This window comes from Caballeronia insecticola (genome assembly GCF_000402035.1).
Taxonomy (GTDB): Bacteria; Pseudomonadota; Gammaproteobacteria; order Burkholderiales; family Burkholderiaceae; genus Caballeronia; species Caballeronia insecticola.
The window spans coordinates 2,272,849-2,296,969 of the sequence record NC_021287.1; the positions used below are offsets into that span (position 1 = coordinate 2,272,849).

At 60.3% G+C, this 24,121-nt stretch carries 17 protein-coding genes and 1 pseudogene; 7 read left to right on the top strand and 11 right to left on the bottom strand.

Going from position 1 to position 24,121, the window contains the following annotated elements; translation table 11 throughout:
* Positions 1-3: 3 nt before the first annotated feature.
* The 8 genes from BRPE64_RS10470 to BRPE64_RS10510 all read right to left on the bottom strand — a co-directional run bounded on the left by BRPE64_RS10470 (position 4) and on the right by BRPE64_RS10510 (position 9,235).
* Positions 4-1,047, bottom strand: coding sequence for a glycosyltransferase family protein (locus BRPE64_RS10470; RefSeq protein WP_016346081.1), 1,044 nt, complete (start codon positions 1,045-1,047; stop codon positions 4-6).
* A 15-nt stretch (positions 1,048-1,062) separates the two neighbouring features.
* Positions 1,063-2,961, bottom strand: a complete 1,899-nt coding sequence (locus BRPE64_RS10475) for a polysaccharide biosynthesis protein (RefSeq protein WP_044041497.1) — start codon at positions 2,959-2,961, stop codon at positions 1,063-1,065.
* 12 nt (positions 2,962-2,973) lie between these two features.
* Positions 2,974-3,999 carry an MraY family glycosyltransferase gene (locus BRPE64_RS10480; RefSeq protein ID WP_016346083.1) on the bottom strand — a complete coding sequence of 342 codons (1,026 nt, stop codon included), beginning with the start codon at positions 3,997-3,999 and terminating at the stop codon, positions 2,974-2,976.
* Between the two features lie 211 nt (positions 4,000-4,210).
* Entirely contained in the window at positions 4,211-5,194 is a 984-nt protein-coding gene (locus BRPE64_RS10485) for an NAD-dependent epimerase/dehydratase family protein (RefSeq protein WP_044041498.1), read from the bottom strand.
* The gene (locus BRPE64_RS10490; RefSeq protein WP_016346085.1) at positions 5,191-6,054 is read right to left on the bottom strand and encodes a glycosyltransferase family 2 protein; all 864 of its coding nucleotides are present in this window, start codon (positions 6,052-6,054) and stop codon (positions 5,191-5,193) included. Before BRPE64_RS10490 ends, BRPE64_RS10485 begins: the two co-directional genes overlap by 4 nt.
* A gap of 241 nt (positions 6,055-6,295) precedes the next feature.
* Entirely contained in the window at positions 6,296-7,711 is a 1,416-nt protein-coding gene (locus BRPE64_RS31890) for a DUF2142 domain-containing protein (RefSeq protein ID WP_016346086.1), read from the bottom strand.
* A 109-nt stretch (positions 7,712-7,820) separates the two neighbouring features.
* The gene (locus tag BRPE64_RS10505; protein WP_016346087.1) at positions 7,821-8,171 is read right to left on the bottom strand and encodes a DMT family transporter; all 351 of its coding nucleotides are present in this window, start codon (positions 8,169-8,171) and stop codon (positions 7,821-7,823) included.
* Positions 8,168-9,235, bottom strand: a complete 1,068-nt coding sequence (locus tag BRPE64_RS10510) for a glycosyltransferase family 2 protein (RefSeq protein ID WP_084675735.1) — start codon at positions 9,233-9,235, stop codon at positions 8,168-8,170. The genes BRPE64_RS10505 and BRPE64_RS10510 overlap by 4 nt, the downstream gene beginning before the upstream one ends.
* Before the next feature lie 429 nt (positions 9,236-9,664).
* Here BRPE64_RS10510 and BRPE64_RS10515 point away from each other — a divergent pair, with 429 nt between their 5' ends.
* The 7 genes from BRPE64_RS10515 to BRPE64_RS10550 all read left to right on the top strand — a co-directional run bounded on the left by BRPE64_RS10515 (position 9,665) and on the right by BRPE64_RS10550 (position 20,500).
* Complete coding sequence (locus BRPE64_RS10515; protein ID WP_044041502.1) at positions 9,665-11,146, top strand: MBOAT family O-acyltransferase; 1,482 nt, start codon at positions 9,665-9,667, stop codon at positions 11,144-11,146.
* 6 nt (positions 11,147-11,152) lie between these two features.
* Complete coding sequence (locus BRPE64_RS10520; protein ID WP_016346090.1) at positions 11,153-12,808, top strand: alginate O-acetyltransferase AlgX-related protein; 1,656 nt, start codon at positions 11,153-11,155, stop codon at positions 12,806-12,808.
* A gap of 30 nt (positions 12,809-12,838) precedes the next feature.
* Positions 12,839-14,278 carry a polysaccharide pyruvyl transferase family protein gene (locus tag BRPE64_RS10525; RefSeq protein WP_016346091.1) on the top strand — a complete coding sequence of 480 codons (1,440 nt, stop codon included), beginning with the start codon at positions 12,839-12,841 and terminating at the stop codon, positions 14,276-14,278.
* Positions 14,279-14,320: 42 nt separating this feature from the next.
* Positions 14,321-15,640: a hypothetical protein gene (locus tag BRPE64_RS10530; RefSeq protein ID WP_144063347.1), complete on the top strand. Its 1,320-nt coding sequence runs from the start codon at positions 14,321-14,323 to the stop codon at positions 15,638-15,640.
* Positions 15,640-16,413 (top strand): glycosyltransferase family 2 protein, encoded by a 774-nt coding sequence (locus tag BRPE64_RS10535; protein ID WP_016346093.1) that lies wholly within the window; start codon positions 15,640-15,642, stop codon positions 16,411-16,413. Before BRPE64_RS10530 ends, BRPE64_RS10535 begins: the two co-directional genes overlap by 1 nt.
* A gap of 638 nt (positions 16,414-17,051) precedes the next feature.
* A complete protein-coding gene (locus BRPE64_RS10545; RefSeq protein WP_044042144.1) occupies positions 17,052-17,672 on the top strand; it encodes a class I SAM-dependent methyltransferase in 621 nt (206 codons plus the stop codon).
* 113 nt (positions 17,673-17,785) lie between these two features.
* A complete protein-coding gene (locus BRPE64_RS10550; RefSeq protein ID WP_016346096.1) occupies positions 17,786-20,500 on the top strand; it encodes a glycosyltransferase in 2,715 nt (904 codons plus the stop codon).
* A 75-nt stretch (positions 20,501-20,575) separates the two neighbouring features.
* Here the strand turns inward: BRPE64_RS10550 and BRPE64_RS10555 are convergent.
* From BRPE64_RS10555 to BRPE64_RS10565, 3 genes and pseudogenes are all read right to left on the bottom strand, one after another.
* Positions 20,576-21,169: pseudogene (locus BRPE64_RS10555) on the bottom strand (ABC transporter ATP-binding protein); the annotation flags it as partial.
* Between the two features lie 157 nt (positions 21,170-21,326).
* On the bottom strand, positions 21,327-22,106 hold the full coding sequence (locus BRPE64_RS10560; RefSeq protein WP_044041507.1) for an ABC transporter permease: 780 nt from the start codon (positions 22,104-22,106) through the stop codon (positions 21,327-21,329).
* Between the two features lie 167 nt (positions 22,107-22,273).
* Positions 22,274-24,118, bottom strand: coding sequence for a glycosyltransferase family 2 protein (locus tag BRPE64_RS10565; RefSeq protein ID WP_016346099.1), 1,845 nt, complete (start codon positions 24,116-24,118; stop codon positions 22,274-22,276).
* Between the last annotated feature and the right edge of the window lie 3 nt (positions 24,119-24,121).

Here is a 24,121-nt window from a genome sequence, read left to right on the forward strand (position 1 = left end):
TCGTCAGACGGTGCGCGCCGTGCCGTGCGCAAGCGGCATCGCGCGCCAGTCGTAAGCGCGATACGCGCGCTCCAGCGCATCCAGATCCGCCGTCCGCGCGCTCGCATGTATGCCGCGCAAGTGCGGCAAGTCCATATCGACCGCGATGCAGTTCGCGTAATCGCGTGCGCGAAGCGGCGCGGGAATCGTCGTGAAGAAGGCGGTCGTCGGTATATCGAAGCCCGCCGCGACGTGCAGCGCCGCCGTATCCGCCGTCACGAGGCAGCGCGCGTGTTTGATCCACATGAGGAAATCGGCGGTATCGGTGGAAAGCGGCGTGATATCGCGATAACGCGGATGATCGACGGCGCCGAAACCGTAGACGTCGAGCCCGGTTTCATCCGCGAGCCGCGCGACGATATGCGCGCGCACCGACGCCGGAATGCTGCGCACCGGCGTGCTCGCGTCGGGACAGAGCAGCGCGTAGGGCGCGTTCGGCTGCTGCGGCGGCAGCGCCAGGTCCGCGAGCCAGCGATTGCGCTTGTCGGCACCCGCGACACTCTCCGGCGCGACGCCCAGCGCCCACAGGAAGAAATCGATCATCGGCATGGATGCGAAGCGCGGCCAGAAAAGCTGGTTGCCGATATCGATCTTGAGTTCATCGTCGGGCAGACTCGCGCGCGGCACCGGCAGATCGACGATCTCGCCAAACAGCGGCGCGGCGAGTTCATAGAGACGCTGTACGTAGCGCGGCGCGCGCGCCGGGCGATAAACGGTGAACGCGAGATGCGGATGACGGCGCTTCACGGCAAACAGCGCCGACAAACCGATGATCGAATCGCCGAGCGTGACGCCGAAGGCATTGACGAGATGGACGCGGTGCGCGAGCGCGTAGTGGGCGTCGAAGGGCGCGCGGCCCGCGTTGAAGATGCCGTGGTCCAGCGGGACAAAGCCGCAGGCGGCATCGACGCCCGCGACTTCAAGGTCATACGGCGCGACGATCTCGCCGTCGCGCGACAACAGCGAGCCCGCGTGGGTCAGCGCATGAACTTCGTCGAGCGTCGTCATGCGCGGCCCCGGCGCTTAGCGCGCCGCGCCGCGCTCGTTAGCCGCTTTCGCTACCTGCACGCTCTGCAGCACGGGCAGCGCCGCCGTCTGATACTCCGGCACCCAACGGCGCAGATCGCGACGCACTTCGTCGTCGGCGAGCACGCGGTGCTGCATGAGCCACGGCAAGAGTTCGTCGATGAAATTATCCGGCACGCCCCGCGCCTGCGCGATGCGCAGCTTCGGATGCGGCGTGCGCGTGGTGGTTTCGTCGTCGGCCAAGAGTTCTTCGTAGAGCTTTTCGCCCGGACGCAGGCCCGTGAACGTGATGCGGATCTGCTCTTCCGAATAGCCGTAAAGACGAATCAGATCGCGCGCGAGATCGACGATCTTCACCGGCTGGCCCATGTCGAGAATAAAAATCTCGCCGCCGCGGCCCATGCTCGACGCCTGCAGCACGAGCTGCGCGGCCTCGGGAATCGTCATGAAGAAGCGCGTGATCTCCGGATGCGTGACCGTGACCGGCCCGCCCTTCGAGATCTGCTGCTGGAACTTCGGAATCACGCTGCCCGCGCTGCCGAGCACATTGCCGAAGCGCACGGTCTCGAACTGCGTATGCGGCGCCGATTGCTGCAGCGCCTGACACGCCATTTCCGCGAGACGCTTGGAGGCGCCCATCACGTTGGTCGGGTTGACGGCCTTGTCGGTGGAAATCAGCACGAAATGGCGCACGTCGTGGCGAATCGCCGCGCGCGCGACGCGCAGCGTGCCGAGCACATTGTTGCGCACCGCTTGCCATGCGTTCTGCTCTTCCATCAGCGGAACGTGCTTGTAAGCAGCCGCGTGGAAGACGATGTGCGGCCTGAAGCGCACCATGGTCTGATCGAGCAGCAGCGAGTCCTTCGCGTCGCCGACGACCGGAATGACCGAGCATTCCGGAAACTTCTCGTGCAGTTCCTCGATGAGGCGATACATCGCGTATTCGGAGAGATCGTAGGCGATCAGCTGCGCGGGCGAAAACCGCAGGATCTGGCGGCACAGTTCCGAGCCGATCGAGCCGCCCGCACCCGTCACCATGACGACGCGCCCATGCAGCAAGCGCTCGACGTGCGGCATGTCGATCTTCACCGGCTCGCGGCCGAGCAGATCTTCGAGGTCGATCTGGCGCACGCGCGACAGGAAACCGCCCTCGCCCGCCGTCAACTGGCTGAGCGCGGGCAGCACCATCACCTTGACGCCGGCGCGCACGCACAGCGTGGCGACGCGCCGCTGCTCCTCGACCGACGCAGACGGAATCGCGATGATCACGTAATCGGTCTTCAGCTGCTCCGCGATGCGCGACAGATCGCCGAACGAACCGAGCACCTTGTGGCCGAGCACTTCGCGGCCTTGCTTGGCGGGATCGTCGTCGAGCAGGCCGACCAGACGCCATTCGCTGGAGCGCGACAGTTCGCGCGCGAGCATCGCCCCCGCCGTGCCCGCGCCGAGCACGATCACGGGCTTGCCCTGACCGACGAGGCCGCCGTACAGATAAAACTCCTTGCCCGCGCGGTAGAGCGCGCGCGCGCCGCCCATCGCGAGGAACAGCAGGAGCGGCGAGACGATCAGCACCGAGCGCGGAATGACGGGCGCCGGCTGCGACATCACCGCGCCGATCATGACGACGAGCGCGCCCACGACGATGGATTTGGAGATGCGCATGAGGTCCGGCAGGCTCGCGAACACCCACATGCCGCGATACAGCCCGAAGACCCGGAAGACGATGCCGTAGACGGGCAGCACCCAGATGAGGGCGGCCACGGCGCCCTCACGGAAGTCGTGCGGGACGGTTCCGTTGAAGCGAATGACGTAGGCGGTGAGCCAGGACCCGATGACCGCGACCAGATCGAAAACGAACGCGCCCGCCGATAGCCATGTAGCTTTTATTCGATTCATCAGCACGGACCCTCAAGATTGTTCGGAATGGCGCGCTTCATGCCGCCGCCAGCGCGCGTCGACTACGGCGCCCGCGGCCAAGACCACGACTGCCCAGCCTGCGACGGCGCCCCACTGACCTATGAAGGAAAACCGCAATGCCCGGTTGGCGAGGATTATGCCCGCCAGCATCAGCAAATACCACACGAGTGCCGTGCGCGCGTGCCCGATGCCGGAGCGCACCATGCGCTGATAATAGTGCTCGCGATGGGCCTGCCAAAATCTTTCACCGCGCGCGAGACGCCGGAGCAAGGTCACGGAAGCGTCCGCAATAAACGGCGAAAAAACCAGCGCGGGAAACCAGACGGGCCACACGCCATGTTGCCAGCCCCAATAACCGAAGGCGCCGGCGAGAAAGCCCACTGGAATAGACCCGGCATCGCCGAGAAAAATCCGCGCCGGATGAAAATTCAGGGTCAGAAAACCGGCCGCGGCACCCGCGATGGCCGCGCTCGCGAGACCTAGCCCCGCGTCTGGCGCCGGCCCGGCGAGCGCCGCGAGCGCGTAGCCCGCAAAACCGAAAAACGCCATACCGCCCGCGAGGCCGTCCGAGCCGTCCATGAAATTGTAAAGATTGACGAGCCACAGCATCAGAAAGCCGACAACTGCGAGCGCCCACCATGGCACGTCGGCCGGATGCGCGGCGATCACGACGACCACCGCCACCAGATGCGCCGCGAAACGCACGCGCGCGGGCAGGCCGCGCCGGTCGTCGATTTGCGAGACCGCGGCGAGAAACACGGCGGCGGCGGCGACGAGCCACATCGACGGCGCCGTGGCCAGCAGCGCGACAACCGCGACCGGCACGATGCCCCAGCCCCCGACGCGCGGCGTCGGACGCTCGTGCAGGGAGCGTTCGTTGGGGATGTCGGTGGCGAGACGCCACGCGAGACCCGTGCGAACAAGCGTCTGAAGAATCAGCGCGCAGGCGATGCAGGCCAATACCGCGACCAGTATCGCGGCCATCGGCGACGAGGCTTCAAGAGACGAAAACAGCATGCAGATCAGTGGTTATCGAAGGGCGCCGGGCCGAATCATCGTGGAGATTTTCCGCGCGGCAAAACCCTAAAGGATACGCGATCGCACGCGCGCTTTTGTTTCATCGATCTGACAAAACATGGAAAATCGTCGCCGCAATTCCCGCTATTTGGCCTGTCAGCGAGAGATCAGCGGTTTGGCGCTAAAACTTCGTTTCATCATTTACTCCGCGTTACCGCGACGACCTAAACCACGCGGCGGTCGCGGCCAGCCCTTCGTCCAGTGACTGAGGCGCCTGCCAGCCGAGCGCGTCGCGGATGCGCCTCGAATCCACGCGCAGGTTGCCCGTCAGACGCTCGATCTGCGCCGTCTTGCCCGCGACGCGCGCCAGGCCGCGCAGCACGCCCGCAGGCACCGGAACGAGCCGCGCCGGTTTGCCGAGGTGCTCGCCGAGCCGGCGTGCAAGCTCCGTCACGCTCGGGTCTTCGCCATCGGTCACATGAAACACGCGGCCTGCGGCGGCCGGATGCCGCGCGCATTCGATCGCCGCGCTCGCCAGATTGTCGACGGAAACCAGACTGCGCCGCGCATCGATCGCGCCGAGCGGCAGCGGAATGCCGCGCGCGATTGCGTTCATCATCGCGAGGAAGTTGGCGCGCACGCCCGGACCGTAGACGAGTGGCGGCCGCACGACGACGATCTCCATACCCGTGCGGCTGCCGAATTCGAGCAGCCTGACTTCGGCTTCGGCTTTCGACACGCCGTAGGCATCGGGCGGACGGCGTTCGTCGTCTTCCGTGAAGGGGCGCCCCGGGTCGCTCTCGCCGAGCGCCTTGATGCTGCTCATCAGCACGAAGCGCGTGACGCCCGCACGCCGCGCGGCCTCGGCGGCAGCGAGCGCGCCTTCGACATTGGCCGCCCGATAAGCCTCGAGCACCGCCTGCGCCTGCGACGCCGATTGCTTCTGCGCGGCGGCATCGCCCATGACGTGCACGCGCGCGGCCAGATGGATCACAGCGTCGCAGCCTGCGAAGGCGTCGGAGGTGATCGATTCGAGCCCGTCGATATGACGCGTCTCGACGCCCGGTTCGACTTGTGCGCCCCGCCGCACGAGCGCCGTCGCCGCGATGCCGCGTGCGAGCAAGGCGCGGCTCACCGCCCGGCCGACGAAGCCGTTCGCGCCCGTGACCGCGATGCGTCCGTCCGACGCGCTCATAGCCACTTCCAGCCGAAGCGGTTGAAGAAACGATACGCCGACGTGACGAACAGCTTGATATGCGTCGAACCCTTCTTCGCCGCACCGCCGCCGTGATGCAGGATGCGCACCGACGGCACATACACGACGCGCGCGACGTCCCGCGTGCGCAGGCTCAGATCGTAGTCCTCGAAGTAAAGGAAATAGCGCGGATCGAAACCGCCGATGGACGTGAGCACGTCGGTCCTGAAGAGCATGAAGCAACCGCTCACGATGGGCGGGTCCCACACGACGTCCTTGTCGCCGATGACATCGCGCATCTCGTAGCGTGCGAGACGCTGCGCGAACGGGCGGCGCATGCCGGCGGGCAGGAAGCCGCGCACGAACAGGTCGAGCACGGTGGGATAACGTCGGCAGAGGTATTGCTGACGGCCGTCGTCGCCCCCGATCCACGGCGCGAGCAGGCCTGTTTCCGGCGAGTCGTTGAGGAAGGCGAGCGCGCGGCGCAGGCCGTCGGCATTGATTTCGACGTCGGGGTTGAGGATCAGGTGGAAGCGGCTGTTGGCGCGCTCGATGGCGAGGTTATGGCCGCGCCCGTAGCCGACGTTGCCGTGCCCCGCGATCACGACGGTGTCGAATTCGGCGTCGGACGGTACTGGCAGCGTGGCGAGTTCGCCCGGATTGCCGTTATCGATCAGATAGAGCACCGGCCGGCCGGCGACGTCATGAAGTTGCGCGAGCGCCGCTTCGAGCGTCTCGACGGTGCGCGCGAGCAGCGCGGCGTCGGGGCGGTAGACCACGATCGAGATGCTGAGCGTGATGACAGGATCGGCGGGATCGGAGCGATGGCCCGTCGCGCGGGGCGGTGAAGTCGTGTTCATCGGACTGGCAGGGTGTCCGCGCCACGAAAAGACAAACGGACCGGGCTGGCTGGTGGAAGACGCGTTGATTGTGCTTAATGTCGGGGGTTTCGGCAACTGCGGGGGTGGGTGGGAGGCGTGAGCATATCGCCGCCCTTCCCGTCACACGCAAGAGCTCATGAGCGCGTCGAAGCGAGTCGGCGCTTCAATTCATGTCATCCGGAGCATTAGAGAACGGTCCTCTACTCTGCTCCGCCGCAAATCACGCGTAGTAGCGATTAAGGATCGCCCGCAACACTTCCAGATAGCTATACACGGGGAATACGACCACCGCTGTCATACACAGCGCGGCAAATACGGCAACCGTACGTGAACGTTTGTCCGACCGCGTACCGAGCGGCGGCAAGGCAAGCGCGAGCAACGGTGCGAGACCGAGAAAATAGCGCCCCTGCACGCCGTCGACGAACATCTGCCCGACGGGGGTCCAGAAAAGATACAGAGAGCCGAAGATCATCGCGAGACACGAGACGCCAACGAGCAGCACGACGCCGATATCCCCCATCGCGTAGGCCCGCGGCTGCCTGCGATTGAAGGTGCTCGCAAGCATCGCGAGCAGAACCGGAAAGACGGCCACTCGATAGTAGACGGGATGCAATTGCGTATCGAGCCAACCGAGAATCCCGACGAAGCTCGCCCAGTAGAAAGCACCCCACGTTCGGAAGGTCTGCCAGGCAATCACAGGGACGCCCAACGGATTGGACATCAGAAATTGCATCTGGCCCGAGACCGAACGAGGCGGCGCAACCGGAGCCCAGGCTGCGTGACTGAACAGCTTGATGAAGCCGAAGGACACGAGCATTGTCACGATAACGGCGACGAGACGACGCACCAGCCGATAAGTATGTTCAGCCGTGTCGAATCGCAGTCCTGGCATGAACGCAAGCAGCACCATGCCCGCGTAAGGCGGTCGGGCCGTGATGCAGAGCGTCGCCAGCGCGCCGCCGATGACCAGGTCTCGCGTCCGGACCAGTCTATTGTCGTGCTGGAAGCGGTCCGCGTAGGCGATGAGCAGGAAGCACGCCGGAATCATCATGACTTCATCGCTGACCGACGAAAACAGCATCAGGGTGCAAGGCAACAGTCCGACCGCAAAGATCGCCAGCGACGTTCTTCTGGCAATTGCAATGGCCCAGCACGTCAGCGCGATGCTCACCAGAAGGTCGAACACGCAAGCCAGCGTATAGGTTCGCACCACGGGCAGATCGAGTGCGCGTCCCACGCGGATCGCGATGGCCTGCGGTATATAGGCGTACGCGGGGTATATCGCCGAGCCGGGGAATTCAGCATCCACCAGGCGGCCGCTCCATCGCACACTGTTCGCTTGCGCCCTCGTCGCAGGCTCGTAGGTCTTGTCCGCGTGTGCTGCCATCGGGAAGACAAGATTGACCAGTTCGACCAGGGCGGCGTCCACCCGACCGCCCGACGATCCGGCCACGCGCCCGGCCACGAAATCGCCGTTTGAAATCTGGAACGCCCGATAGACGTGAAAAACGGCATCCGGCGTCTGTAACGGCGGCGTCGTCATCGCGAGGAAGAGTCCTGTCGGGATTGCCAGGCACGCGTAAATCACGACTAGCTTCTGACGGACGAGTTCGACTAATCGTTCGAAGTGGCTCATAAACTCAGAGGATGGAGCGGCGCCTGCGCGCAACACGTCGATGTACTTGGCAGCGATTGCTGCTCGCCCCGACACGAGGGAACATGATCCTTCGGCTCGCGGCGGCTTCTTATCCGAAGCGACTTGCTACCAGAAGGCCGCAGATGATCATCCCCGTACCGATCGCATAGCCGCGCGTGATCGTTTCGCCAAACGCGAAATGACTGGCGATCGGCACGATGACAAAACAGAGCGCCATGAAGCTATAGGCGCGATTGAGCGCGACAAACCGCAGCAGGTTGATCCACAGCAGCGTTGCGATGGCGTAGATGAACAACGCGAGACCGACCGTGATGAGCGCGCGCGGCGACGCCCACGTTCCGGCCAGTTGAATCTCCATGCCGGCTTTCTTGAACAGCAACTGCCCGCTGGCGATGATGAAGACGCACGCGAGCGTCCAGGCGATCTGCAAAAAGGTCATGAGGAAGTCGGATGATTGGTGGACCCGTCGGTGGTCCCGTCGGTGGTACCTTCTGCCGGCTCGATGACATCCATGACAGCGAGATGCCCGTCGAGCGTACGCGGCAGCACGCGGCCAATGGGACGCGTCGGTGTGCTGGCGACGTCGTAGTTCAGGAAACCAAGCACCAATTGCAGCCCGATCAGGATGGGAAGCGCCGCCACCATGATCGTACCGAGCGGCGTCGAGATTTTACTCGAAATCGCCGAGATCCAGTGCTCGATGCCGAAGCCCAGGCCGAACAGCAACAAAAGCGTGCCGATCACCAGTTCGAATGTCGCCGCCGTCACGTCGCGCAGAAAATAATTGTAGAAAATGCGTTTGCAGAAATTACTGGCGTGCCTGCCCGAAAATTCGAAAAGCACTTTCGAGATTTTCAAGTTGGACTTTTCGTCCCCGTAGATTGCGTCCATCGGAATATCGGCGACTACCGCGCGAAATGTATTTAGTCGAAACAACATATCGGTTTCGAAAAAATAGCGGCGGCTAATTCTGTCCAGTGGCAGGTGGCTCGCCACCTGCGCGCTGATTGCGGTATATCCGTTGGTCGGATCGAAGATGTTCCAGTAACCGGTCGACAGCTTCGTCATGAACGATAGGCCCGCGTTACCGATCAGACGCGCAACGGGCATTCGCCTGATATGAGTCAGGTCGAAAAAGCGGTTGCCTTTGGTGTAATCGGCCCAGCCTTCGATAATCGGCAGGACAAAATACGGCAGAAGGGCCGGATTCATTTGTCCGTCACCGTCAATCTTAACAATGACATCCGCGCCATTTGCGATGGCGGCCTTATAACCGGTCATCACCGCGCCGCCGACACCCTGGTTCTGCGCGTGATATTCGACCCGAACCCGGGCATCTTGACATCGCTCGCGCACGAAATCCCCACTCTTGACGGGGCAGCAGTCGTCTACGACATAAATCTGCGACACCTCCGGTCCGATTTTTTCGATGACGCCCAAGATATGATCTTTCACCTTGTAGCTGGGGATAACCACTGCAATAGTGGTGCGCTTTCTTCGCACGATAAATTCCGTAACTGAAATGGGTGAATCCCCTCCGGTCAGCGAGCGACACGTGTGGGTTCTTTTTCAAGCGTGCACGGCTGCGCGCGCCCGGGTGAACGGGAGTCACACTTTACCCGCACGCGAATTTTCACACAATCGACTTCAGCGCGTAGCGACCCTTCAGAACCGCGCTACCAGCTGATTGATAGACCCTGGGGACACGCGGCGATGCGTTGACGCACAGTCATGCTACGCAGGAATTCCGGGCGCCCGAGTTGTCGGACGGAAAACAAGAGTGTTGCAGTCTCGTGACGACACACTGCCCGCTCCATGCCAAATTTTTTGCCTGGCCGGTCATTGATGATAAAATTTGACATTCCCGCCCGGCAGGACCGCAGAGCAACGCTCTGCTCCGCGATAAGCATCTTCAGACTATCCGAGGACATCTTGGTTTTCAGTTCAGCCATCTTTCTTTATGTGTTCTTGCCAGCGGTTCTCGTTCTTTATTACGGGTTGGCGACGCGATATCGAAATGTTCTGCTTTTGTTAGCGAGCCTCGTATTTTACGCCTGGGGTGAACCCAGCTATATCTTCTTGATGATTCTGTCGATTACGTTCAATTGGCTAATCGGCATTTTGATGGCAACCACGCGTAACAGACGCATCGAATTCGCAATTTTATCAGTTGGCGTCTCGGTCGATATCCTCGTACTCGGATATTATAAATATGCCTTTTTTCTCACGGCGAATCTGAACGAAATTATTGCACCTATCGCGGCGCTCAGAATTCCGGTCCACGAAGTGGCGTTACCGGTGGGTATTTCATTCTTCACGTTTCACGCAATTTCGTACATTGTCGATATTTATCGGCGCGAAGCGGACGCGCTGCGCAATCCGCTCGATATGGGCCTTTATATCTCCTTGTTTCCGCAGTTGGTGGCAGGGCCGATCATCCGTTATCACGACGTCGCGTCGCAGATTCTGCATCGCAGTAATAACGTGGCGCGGTTTTCCTCCGGCGTCGAAAGATTTGTGTATGGATTGGCGAAGAAAGTCCTGATCGCCAATACCCTGGGGCAGTTGGCGGATCACGCATTCGCGGTCCCGTCCGGCGAACTCTCCATGGCAACGGCGTGGATCGGTATCGCGTGTTACACGCTGCAAATCTATTTCGATTTCTCGGGTTACTCCGATATGGCGATCGGTTTGGCTCGCATGTTCGGATTCGAACTCACGGAAAACTTTAATTACCCGTATATCTCGCGATCGGTGAGAGAGTTCTGGCGTCGCTGGCACATCTCGCTCTCGACGTGGTTCCGCGATTATGTCTACATTCCGCTCGGCGGGAATCGCGCTAGCGCGATCCGAGTCAAGCTCAATCTGCTGGTCGTCTTCTTTCTTTGCGGTTTGTGGCACGGCGCGAGTTGGAACTTCGTCATTTGGGGCATGTTCCATGGGACGCTTCTCGTCGTCGAACGCGGAAGGTTCGGCAAACTCGTCGACAAGGCACCGCGCTATATTGCATCCGCATATACATTGCTGATGGTCATGATCGGCTGGGTCTTCTTTCGCGCAGAAAACCTTCCCCGCGCAGTCGATTTTCTGAAAGCCATGTTTGGAGCCGCAAAAGTGAGAGGCATCGCGCCGCAGATCGTGCCGTTACTCACGGACCAGACTTATGTCACGCTTGTCGCGGCGATCATCCTTTCGACTTCTGCGCTGACTTTTCTGGCCGGCGACTGTGTGTCCCGTCGCTTTCCGAGTCATTCCAACGAGCCGCTTCCGCAATTCGCGCAAACGCTTTCGGTCTACAGCAACGTGTCGTTTGTGCTGGTAGTTCGGGCCCTGGCCGTCACGACGGCTCTTCTCCTCTGCTCGGTTCAACTCGCGGCCAGCACCTATAACCCGTTCATTTATTTCCGGTTTTAAGCGCGCATGGACAAGACGAGGACATATCAGCTTACCGTGTCAGCGGTCTTTCTTGCCGGCATCTTCGTGCCCTTGCTGGGCATGTGGTCGAGTAATGATGGAAATTCCGAGCAGCGCACGTTGGCGCCCTTTCCGTCGCTCACGCTCAGTAAAGCCGGCATCGAACAATACCCGGGCGAATTCGAGCGTTACATCAACGATCACTTTGGATTCCGTAATACGCTGCTCGACCTGCAAGCGAGAATCGCCTATTCGGTTTTCGGTCGTTCGGGTTCGACGAGCGTCATCGCCGGCAAGAAAGACTGGCTGTTTTACGCGGACGATCAATCTTTGCAGGACATCCAGCGCATCGACGCCTTCTCTCCCGCGCAGGTCCGTACCTGGGGCTCCAGCGTTCAAGAGCGTGGCGACTGGCTTGCGGCGAAGCACATCCAGTATCGCTTGTTCGTTGCGCCCGATAAGCATACCGTCTATCCCGAGATGCTCCCGAAGCACTTGCTCGGCAACGGCGAATCCCGTTTCGAAGCGCTCTCGCATACCTTGGCCCAGTCGCCGTATGTCGTGTCGCCGTTTCAGCAATTGCTCACGCAGAAGTCTGCCAGCAATGGCCCGTTGTATTTCCATACCGATACGCACTGGAACAGCTACGGCGCGTATATAGGCTATCGTGCGCTCATGCATTCGCTCGGCGGACAATATGACGCCGACGCAATGAAGCTCGACCTCGCCTCGTTCGCGACGCAGTCAGAACCCAGGCCCACCGATTTGTCCAAAATGATCCGGATGCCCCGGACTGAGGCGAACGTGGCCTCGGATACGTCCCGGCAACTCGCTTGCTTGCGGCAGACACAGGCGCTGCCGCCCATGGGAGTCGACGTCAGTCATCTGCAGGGATTCTCGGCGACGACCTGTGAGGGCAAGCCGGGTACCGCGCTCGTGTTCCATGATTCGTTCATGGGCGCGATGACGCCCTATCTCTCCGGTCAGTTCGGCCGCGTCGTCTACGTCTGGAGTCGTCCGAGCGCCGAGTTGTTCATTAAGATGGTGGAGCAGGAAAAGCCGGATGTGGTCATCGAGGAACGTGTCGAGCGTTACATGCGCACGCCGCCCGAGACGGACATCCGCGAGACTGCCGCTCGTCTCGACAAACCCGCCGGACGTCAATTCACCAGCGCAGACGAGCTCGTTCATGAAGTCAGCAACTCGCTGCTCGGAACCAATGCATCGCTTCAGGACCGTGATGGCGAACTGCGCCTGGTCGCGGGCAACAAGACTTGGATCGTCCCGCATGATCCTGACGGATCGGGAGGCTTCGTCGACGAAGTACGAGTCGTCGACGGCAAGTACCATTTTTCGGGCTGGGCGGGTTTGCCATTGAAAAAGGCACCGGCACAGTTTGTCGTCGTCACCGCCGGCAATGCAGTGGTTTATGTCGCGCCCGTCAGCGGTCCGAGAGCCGATGTCGCCGCCTACTATGACTTGAACGCACTCAAGAACTCGGGCTTTACCTTCGACGTTCCCCACGACCTGTTCTGGACGACATCCGGCCAGATCAGAGTGTTTGCAATAAACGCGGACGAGATTGCTTCCGTGCTCGTCAAGGGCGGCATGCTTCAAGACGTTCAGCAGAGAAACAAAACGGTTGCCGTAGCCGGCAAGTAAGGCGGATAACGTACATCCGAGGGATTTAACATGACGAACACTTCGGTCGCGTCATTCGCGACTCAAACGCACCGCGTGCTTGCGGACGATCCACTGATTGCCTTTCTCAAGTCAATCGCGAATCAGCACGTCCATGTGTTTCCGAAATCCGGCAACGCAGGCGATGGCTTCATTTCGTACGCGATGTACTCCTTATTCCAGGAGTTCAATATATCGTTCACGGCCCATAACCAGGAAGACACCGTAGAAGGGGAAACGGTTGTCATCGGCGGTGGGGGCAATCTGATCGAGGGGCATTACAACGATGTCGCGGATCTGATTCGCCGGCACGAAGAAAAGAATCGCGTCGTGCTGCTGCCGCACACCATTGTCGGCTTCGCCGACGTTTTGGCGAAGACACACGGGAATCTCACGGTCTTCTGCCGCGAGAAGGTCTCGCATCAGTTGGCGCTGCTCAACGGAGCAAATCCGGCTCAAACGCATCTTTCGCACGACCTGGTGTTCTTTCTCGAGAACGATCATTTCGAAAAGTACTTTCAAGCCGGCAAAGGCGTTCTCAGGGCGCTCCGGACGGACGGAGAGGCGTCGGGAAACATGGCGATTCCCGCGGACAGCATCGATATCTCGTTGTCCTGGAACGGCGACATCTGGACCTCGCCCCAATTCTGCGCGCATGTCACGCAGGCCATGGCTGCATTTATCTCCCCTTATGCAACTGTGCAGACCGACCGGCTTCATGTATCGGTTTTGAGCGCGTTCCTGCAGAAAGACGTCTATATGATGCCGAACTCGTACTACAAGAATCGAGCGGTGTTCGAGCACTCCATTCATTCGCGTTTTCCGAAGGTCGTTTTCGTCAATACCATGCCGACTGTCGATAACGCACCGACGCCACTGAATCAGTTGCCGGAGGCCGCCACTCCCGCTGTGACGTCAGCCATTGAAACAGCGGGTTCGGAAGACCCCAAACTGAACGAGCTGATCGCCGAGTTGCGCGTACAGCTCGCGAATACCCTTGGCATGCTGAACGAACGCGCAGCGCAGGCCGAGAGCGCGATCGAGGAAGTGACCATGCTGAAGTCGCGCATCGCTCATGCGGAAGAGACCGCAATGCGGGCCGTCGAATCACGCGAAAAGGTGGAACGCAGCTTCGAACTGCAGCAGCAGGCGCTTCGCGAGCGCTTCACCGACCTCGCACGGGAAAGCGAACGCCTACGGGCCGATCTCGCGCGGGAGCAGGAGCGCACGCGCGAGCAACTCGTGCAAGATGCGTCGAGTCTTTCGCAAAAGAGCGCGTCTCTCGATGCCGAGATGGGCCATCTGCGTCGTGAAGCCATTGAGCAACGTCAGCGCGCCGAAACTTTGCATCATGATCTCAACGCCGTGCTGACTTCGACTAGCTGGCGCCTGTCCCGACCGCTTCGTTCGATCATCGTGCGGTCTCGGACGCTGCTTCGCGGCTCCCGATGACACGTCCTGTCACTTTTTCCCGTCATGACAATGAATGACCGATTGGCTACGGCCGTAGGCGCCAGCCCGCTGCTTCCCTACTTGTCGCCGGCGCTCGCCGACAAATGCGCGCAACGCCTGAGTAATCTGCGCTGCTTCAATGAGAGAGATTACTTCGACCTGCAGCCCGACGTTCGGACGGCCGGCGCGGACTATGCGGGACACGCGCTTCTCTACGGAGCAACGGAGGGGCGCGCGCTCTTCAAGCGCGAGACTGTTGCACGCGCGCTCGGCGAGATGGTGAATGGACGGGCACGCGAGAACCTGGATCAGGAGGCGTGCAACGGAACGAGCGCGGCCCGCATCGCATCAAAGATCCAGTGCGTGAACATCTACGTCAGCTCACGCGGCAACGTGTTCATGAACGAAATTGCCGCGGACCTCGCGGAGGATCTCCGTCAGGTCGGCGTTGAAACGAAGCTGCTGGATGAGACCGCTGACATGAGCACCTGCGTGGCTCCTTCCCTCTTCATCGCGCCGCATGAATTCTTCACGCTCGGCCGCGGCGTCGAGTGGCTGCGCGACGAAGTGCTCAAACACGCGATCGTCTATAACACCGAGCAGATCCAGACGCCGTGGTTCTCGCGAGGCATTCCGGCGATGCTCGGCGCAAGCGGCATCATCGACATCTCCCCGCAGACGGCCCAGCTGTTCAAGGACGCAGGCGCTCGCGCGATGCACTGGGAACCCGGCATAGAACGCCGCAAGCCAAGTTTTTCTCAGACCGATCTTCTTCATCCGTTAATGCGCGTTCTGCCGAAGGCGGCTCGGGATGTCGCGCGGACGTTCGACGACTGGGCGGACCGTCCCCTCGACATCTCGTTCTTCGGCACGGACAGCCCCCGCCGGGACAGCGTTTTCGGACGACACGCCGGACGGTTTGCGGATTACTCGACCTGCATTTATTTCAGGCGGCAATCGCTCGGCCCGCTAGATGGCAATTCCGCGGACGGTGCCTTGACGCGTATCGCCGAGCATGTGTCCAGGTGCTCCAAGATCAGCCTGAACATACATCGCGACGAGTTTTCTTATTTCGAATGGCATCGGATGGTGCGTCAGGGCATGGCACATGGTTCGTTGGTCGTCACTGATCCCTGCCTTCCGCATCCGTATCTGAAGCCGGGTGTCCATTTCTTCCAGGAAGAGCCGCGTCACATTCCCAATCTCATCGACTGGATTCTCGGGTCTGCCGATGGCCAGTCCAAGGCGAGCGAAGTCGTCGCTAATGCGACGAGCCTCATCTTCGATTCTCGGTTTCGCGACGAGCATACGCGTGTGGCGCTTGCGTTCATCGCTGATCATTCGTCGAAAAAGGAAAAGTGATGTTTGATCGTACTGCACCTCGAGTCGTCCCGTTCGAAACGATCTTCGATACCCGGAACCGGCGCGAAGCCGCCATCGACGGCGTGACCGTCGCGGTGAGTCTCTACAACTACGACGAGTTCATTATCGAATGCCTGGAGTCGATTGCGAAACAGCGCCACGAAAGACTCGAGTTGATTGTGGTCGATGACCACTCTCCCGATACGACCGCGCTCGAACTGGCCGATGAATGGCTCAAAGAGAATCACACGCGTTTCGATCGGGCGCTGCTCGTCAGGCACGTGGACAATCAGGGACTTGCCGAAGCGCGCAACACGGCGTTCCATTATTCGCGCACCGATCCCGTATTCGTGATCGACGCCGACAATCAGATCTATCCGCGCGCGATCAGCCGGCTATTCGAATTTATCGAGTTCCGCGAGTTCGATGCCGCGTTCACGCAACTCGAATTCTTCGGCAACGAACGCCGCCTCGGCTATGCAGACTTTTGGGACAAGGAGCGCTTTCGCCGCGGCAATTATGTGGACGCGATGGCGTTGATCTCGCGCCGTTCCTGGGAACAGGTCGGAGGATATTCGCATATCGAAGGCGGCTGGGAAGACTTCGATTTCTGGTGCAAATTCATCGATGCGGGCATGAAGGCGGCATACGTTCCCGAGGTTCTGTCTCGCTATCGCGTGCACGGTACGTCGATGCTGCGCACCGACACGGCTGCTTCCACGGCGCGGCTAAAGGTCGAATTGACGATGCGTCATCCGTGGCTCCGTTTGTAACGCGTGCCGCAGTGCCCCCTGATAGAGTGGCGGGAACCGCTGCCACCTGATCAGGTTCGCTGCAAGGTATCGGCCACGTCGGAATACTTCGAAGCTGGTTTCGCATGGGCGGCCTCGCCGGACAACCGCCCCGCCTTTGTTTAACGGAGAGCGGAATAATGGTTTGCGACGATCAACATTCTTTGGGGTTCGATCCGAAATATTACCGGACTACCTGCGGCGATCTGGCCCACATGAGCGACGGTGCTGCGCTCTCGCATTTCCTCGATTACGGATTCAACGAGCAGCTTCGCCAATGCTGCGTGGGTGCGCCCTCTTCTGCTCTCACTCATTCCGGCTATCGACGTCGGCGACTATATCGATTGCCATGCATGGCAGTCCACGCATGCTTCGTTTCACGAGATCGTGGCTGTCGTCAGAGATCGGGATGTTACCGCTCGTGCGCCGCATCGAAAGGCAGTGTCGAATTCAGCGCAATTCTGGAAAAGCGGCATTGAATCTCGCCTTGCGTGATGAGCATCGTAGTGTGCAACGCTGTGAAGGCGCATAGCATTATCAAGTCAGTATCGAGAAATCGATGGTGTTGAAAGGCCGTGGGACCTCTCACTAACTCGCATCGCTCAGAAATGGAGCAATTCATGCCCGTCAAACGTCTGACCTATCCGGAAGTCCGGTCGCAACACGTTCAGGACGCGTGCCTGTTTGCAAATCGCAAAGATATGATCAAAGCGATTGCGCCGCGCCATGGCGCCATCGCGGAAGTCGGCGTCGCGATCGGTGATTTTTCGCAGTTCCTCGTCGACACGCTGGCACCCACGGAATTCCATGCAATCGATTCCTTCGAGTTACATCTACTTGATCGCGTTTGGGGAGTCAGCACCACCGAGCTTCTGCACAATAAAACGCACCAACAGTTCTATCAGGACCGGTTCGCACATTACGGCGACTTGATCAGACTTTCCCCCGGCTACAGCCATGAGCAGCTCGCACGATATCCGGCAAACTCGTTCGACCTCGTCTATGTGGATGCCGGGCACGACTACGACGACGCCAAAGGCGACACAAACGAAGCCGTCAGAACGCTCAGGCCCGGCGGCATGATCGTGTTCAACGACTATACGATGGTCGATCCCCTGCTCGACTCCGAGTATGGAGTGGTTCAGGCAGTCAACGAGCTGCTCGCCACTGAAGAGTGGAAGGTGGTCGGGTTTGCGCTCGAAAAATTCATGTTTTGCGATATTGCCGTCGTCCACCGATAAAAGACGGGACATCGTCCTTTAACCACACACCTCTGATTCTCACGGCACAGACTTAACGCTTTATCGAAGTTTGCGCCGTTTGCATTGTCTAAGAACTCGATTGAAGGCGCATTATGAAGGGATTCGAAGAAGGCTATGAAATCAGCTCGTTGATTTCTTCGCTTAGCAAGGAAAAGGCGGAGATCACCCGCCTGCTCGGCGAGCAGATCAAGCGAGGGGACGAGAACGCCGAAAAGCTCATCCGCACCGAAAGTCTGCTCGCTGAAGCTCAAGCCCGCGCGCACGACGCGAATTCGCAGCTTGTCATGGCACAGCACCAGTGCGCGCAGGCAAGCAGCGACATCGACCTGCTACGTGCCTCGACCTCGTGGCGGATCACCGGGCCAATTCGCGCACTCAAACGCCTGTTCTCAGGAGAGCCTTTGCAGGCAGCAGTGCCCGTAACGGCTGCGCCAATGCCAGTTGTGCCTGAGCCTGCAAGCTCCGCACCATCCGAGCGAACGCTCACCGTGCCAGAGCCGGCTAGCCGGGCACCGGGCGCTCGCAGAGACGTTCAATCGTCATATCGGAACGTGCGTATCGTGTGGATCGGAGCAGAGCCTGATACACCGGGCTTTCGTTATCGCGTTTTGTACTGGGCGGAAGCGGCGCGGGCTGTGGGCGCCAAGGTAACGCATCATCGGCTGGAAGCGGTTGACAGCTATCTCGATGAGATCCGAGCTGCCGACATCGTCGTGCTATGGCGTGCGCCCTGGTCGCACGAAGTCACGCGCGTGGTCGACGCAGTTCGCCAAAGCGGCGCCTTCCTGATCTTCGATATCGACGATCTCATGATCGAGCCGCGCGTCGTGACCACCAAATACATCGACGGCATTCGCTCGCAAGGCTTTCGCGAGGACGTGATTCGCGCCCACTTCGAGCTCGTCCGCCGGACGATGCTCGCCGCGGATCTCTGCACCGCCACCACGCATGAATTGGCGTCGCACTTCAGAGTGCACCAGCGGCCGTCGCTCGTGATGCAGAACGGCTTCAACGAAACTACGCTGAGCGTCTCACGCATAGCGGCGCGCAAACGCCGCTTCGCACAGCAGGACGGATATTTCCGCATCGGCTATGCGGGCGGGTCGAAGACACATCAGAAGGATTTCGCCGTCTGTGTGCCCGCGGTCGCTCAGATTCTGCGGCGCTATCCGCATGCGCGCCTCGTCGTCTTCCATGATGGACGTGGCACGTCCATCCTTGATCTGCATGAATTCCCCGAACTGGCCGCGCTCGAATCGCAGATCGAATGGCGAGTCATGGTTCCTCTGGTCGACCTGCCGAAGGAAATGGCACGCTTCGACGTGAGCGTGGCTCCGCTCGAAGTCGGCAACTTCTTTTGTGAAGCGAAGAGCGAGCTCAAATACTTCGAGGCCGCACTGGTCGATGTTCCGACCATCGCGTCTCCCACAGACCCGTATCGGCGCGCGATTCGTCATGGCGTCACCGGGTTTCTTGCCGACACGACCGAACAGTGGATCGACGCGTTCACGCAACTTATTGAGCATCGCGAACTCGGCGAGCAAATTGCCCACGCCGCGCTGAACCATGTGCTTTGGACGTTCGGACCGGAATGCCGCGTCGACCGGATCGCGAGTGTGATCGACATGGCACTGCGCGGCCAGTCGGCGGCACGCGCATTTGCATTCGAAGCCATGAAGGAGGCGCTGCCTTACCGGCATCCTGAGGTGCCGGCGTCCCGAATCGTTTTCCAGCACGACCGGCTCGTCTATTCGCAGGTGACGGTTGTCATCCCGCTCTTCAACTATGAGCGGTATGTGCTGCAGGCGCTCGAATCGGTCGCGGCGCAGACGCTGTGGGACATCGATCTTGTCGTCGTCGATGATTGCAGCACCGACCAATCACTATCGGTCGTCGTCGAATGGTGCAAGACGAACAAAGAGCGCTTCAACCGCGTGCTTGTGCTACAGAACACGGTGAATTCGAAGCTCGGCCCGACCCGCAATGTCGGCTTCGACAATGCCGATACGCCCTATGTGATCACGCTGGACGCGGACAACCGTCTGCTTCCCACTTGCGCCGAGAAATGCCTGGAAGCGGCTCGGCGCAGCGCCGCCGCGTTCGTGTATCCACGAATCATCACTTTCGGAGCCGACACGTTCGTCATGGGCGACACGCCGTATGATCCCGCGCGGTTCATCGGCGGAAATTTCGTCGACGCGATGGCGCTGATCAGCAAAGCCGCGTGGGCCTGCGTGGGCGGATACGAAAACGTCCCCCACGGTTGGGAAGATTACGAATTCTGGTGCAAGCTCGCCGAGCGTGGACTACTCGGGACGCCTGAAGGTGGAGATACGCCGCTTGCCGAATACCGCATCCATGCGGCTTCGATGCTGCGGCAACACACCAATCACGAGGCGAATCTCGCTCGCACAAGGGCTTTTCTTGAGGAGAGACACCCGTGGCTGGCGATCGCGACCGATCGCGTAGGCGATGCGATGAAAGACGAGCCGCCGCCCGTGGCCGATGAACCGCCGCGGCTCGTGCTGCCGGTGCAAGCAGCCGGGACTCGGACTATCGCGCTCGTCAGTACGAATACGGTTTCCAGTTGCCGGTCGTGCAAGAACGTGAGAAGCGCCGTCAGAACCGAGGAAGCTCTCTATGGCAGCGTGGTCCAGCGGCGCGAATCGACATTCCTTCACTGCGGGCTTCGAGTCGAAACGCACATGCATGAGGTCGAGAACGTGATCGGGTCGTTCTACGCCAAGCCGGTTTATCGGGAAGTTGCGCCGAGCGACACCTGCGACCAGTACGACCCGGCTTATTGATTCACATTCGGCTCAAGCGCCGCAACAGGAATCTTGACGGATTCCGGTCGGCGCAAGAGCCGAGAACTGAAACCTTCAGTTGGTAGCCGATTCGTATGCCGCAAGCGCTTCTTCCGCAGGACCAAACATGCGGACAGCGCCCTTATCGAGCCACAAGACCTTGTCGCAAGTCTTGCGAATCGTGTTGTTGTCATGCAGGGCGAGCACGACGATCTCGGAGCGCTCGTGCAGTTCCGCAAGCCGCCGGTTGGCCTTTTCCTTGAACGACGCATCGCCCACGCCGATGACTTCGTCGAGCAGCAGAATATCGGCGTCGACGGCCGTGGAGATCGCGAAGCCAAGTCTCACACGCATACCGCTGGAATACGTGCGGATCGGCAGATCGAGGAAGTCTCCTAATTCGGAAAACTCCGCAATCCCTTCTTCCTTTTGCGTAATTTCCTCGTCAGTCATGCCGAGCAGCAGACCGCGAAGCCTGATGTTCTGTCTGCCGGTGGAATTTTCATCCATGCCAAGACTGATATCGAGAAGCGGCACCGTTTTGCCTACGGTTTCAACCACGCCGGAAGACGGCGCGTATATACCTGCCAAAACCCGCAAAAGCGTGGATTTGCCCGCGCCGTTGTGTCCGATCAGACCCAGTCGATCGCCTGGCCCAATCTCCAGCGAAAGGTTATCCAGGGCGCGCAATACAACAGTGTTCGAACGATCCGGCGTGTCTGTATGGCGATTGCGCAACGATGCCAGCCGCTTTTTTAACGATCGGCTTTGAACATCGTAAATGGGCAGATCGAGAGTCGCGTTCTTGAGATGAATATGTGCCATTTCAAACCCAATACGGAATGCGTTTTTCGTAGCGCCCGGTGAGCATCAAGGCGACGAGCCAGCCGACCACCGCCACGGCCGTGCCGACGATCCAGGTCAATGGGCTCGGAAACGTTCCCACGAGCGGGCCTCGGACTAATTCAATGATGTAGGCCAGCGGATTGAATTCGACGATCCATGCATACCGATTAAGTGAGTTCGGCCTATAGATGATCGGCGTTACATAGAACGCTACCTGAAGCAAAGCGGCAATGATCTGCGGCAAGTCTCTGAAACGCGCGGAAACCAGCGCGACCAGCATCGCGATCCATGCGCTGTTCAGCATGAACAGAATGAAGCCAGGAATGAAAAGCGGAAGCGCCCTGAAGTCACGCACGCCAAAGATCAAAAGCAGCGCGACGACGATAATGAAGTTATGCGCCAGGATCACGGCATTGCGCCACAGCACTTGCAAAATGAAGACGAGACGCGGCGTGCGGATCTGACGGATATAGGTAGCGCTGTTGATATAGGCCTGCGCGCCCTCGTTGACGACCGACGAAAACATGTTCCAAAACACAAGACTCACTGCCAGAAAAGGCAGGTAATCGTGCATGTCCTGGCCAAAAAGCGTGCCGTAGACGAGACCGATAGAGGTCACCATGACGGTCGTGCTGATGGTGAGCCAGAACGGGCCGATGCGTGACCGGGCGTACCGCTGCCGAATCTCGAGCCAGCCGAGGAGCATCCAGAGACGCCATCGAGCGAGACTTTCGCGTAGATCGGAGATTGCGACGTACATGCGTAATTCTTCTCGTGAAATATGAAAAGCGTGTCGCTGCGGAAATTCGCGACAAACGGGCATTGTAACTGATCGACCCAGGCCGCAGCCCGAGAGATGCAGGAAGTTACATGTCTAATCTTTCATTATCCGCACGCTTTAAGTAACAAACCCTTGGAGTCGCCTCGTCATTCGAGCGGCTCGATGCGGGGTGGGAACGACAATTCGAACGTGGCGCTGCGCGCTTCGCGCATGAGCGAGAGATTCGGGTTATAGGCACGGTCTCGCACCGATACTTGCTCCGATCGTGGCGCGTTTGCATTCACGTGAGCGTCGCTCGGGCGGGCATGAGTGAGCACCGCAGCGCGCGGTACGAACACGTTGCGCGATCCGTCTTCCGCCAGGCGTAGGCTTAGGGCGATATCGCCCGAGACGTCGCCGTACTCGTTTCGGCCGAAGCCTCCCGCGGCAAGAAAGGTCGTCCGATTCACCACAGCGCAGGACCACGACAGCGCCGAGACGGTCTGGGTAAGCATGGCGCGGCCGAAATAGCCCGTGCTCCGGCGTGCGATGCCTGCGTGAATCGGCACGGCGCTGGTTTCCGAGGTCAGAATCAGGCCGCCTGCGTGCAAGCGTCCATCCGGACACCAGAGCGACGCGCCGACCGCGCCGATCCCGGGGCGCGACGCCTGTCTCATCAGTTCGTCGAGCCATGATGGCTCCGACACCTCGACGCGCTCATCGACGAAACACAGGTACGTGTCCTCGAGCCGACTCATGGCGACACCGTCCGTGGGGGCCGGGATGAAGCCGACGCCTTCGGGCATCGTCCCGAAACTCGCTGGCATCTCGTTATGCTCGGCAGGCGCACCGACGACCGAAACCCGAAAGTTCGCATACACCGTGCGCGTGACGATACTCTGGACGCACCGCGTCAACGCAGCCGTGTCACCCGCGTGCATGACGAGCAGATGAACCGACGGCGGACGCGCCGGCAACCTGTAATCGATTCTCACGAACGGGAATTGAGGCTGTGGCGCATGGACCTCCGCATTCACGTTCATCTCGCGCAGGTGATCGGAGATCGCCCTGATGCTCGCGACGAGCGCGTACGGTTTCTCGTCCGCGCTGACCGCCGTACTGCCTTCGATGGTTCTCCAGTGGTAGAGCACGTGCGGAATGTGCACGACCGCGCCATCCCCTGCCGCACGCAGGCAGCGCAGCACGAGATCGTGATCCTGGCTGCCTTCGAGCCCCTTACGGAAGCCGCCGACTTCGCGCATGAGTCGCGTTTCATAGACGCCCAAGTGCGAAAACAGGTTGTACTGCAGAATGAGTTCCGGGTCCCAGTCAGGCTTGAAATGCGGCGTGTGCCGTCGCCCGTCCTCGGACAACTTGTCTTCGTCGCTGTAGAGGAGCCGCGCGTCCGGATGCGCATGGATGTACTTCGCAACCACGGCCAGCGCATGCGGCGGCAGGATATCGTCGTGATCCAGCAGGGCGACGAATGATCCGCGAGCCAGCTCCAATGCGCTGTTGCTCGCTTCGGAAATGTGTCCGTTGGAGGGGCGAATGACGATTCGAATGCGCGCGTCGCGACGCGCGTACTCCTCGAGAACGGTCCGCACGTGAGGGGCCGTGGAGGCATCGTCCGCTACGCACAACTCCCAGTGCGGATAAGCCTGGCGCAGCACGGAATCGATCATTTCACGCAGATACCGCTCCGGCGTGTTGTACACGGGAACGACGACGGAGATGAGCGTATCGATGCCCGCCTGATCCAGTTCGAGGCGAAGCGCCTCGAGTTCGGCATCGCCGGGCGTATCGTATGCGGCGACCCACTCCGCGTAACGCGCGGCCTCACGCGACATGCCACCGATGCGGCTCAACGCGCTGCGAAATCCTTCGCGGCGAATCATGCGCCACGCCGCACCCGCGGCCGACTTCACGCCACCGGCGTCGCGCACTTTGGTCAGCGCCCCGCTCAATCGCTGCGCGGCTCGCGCCAGACCGCTGTCGGATGACTTACCCATGTA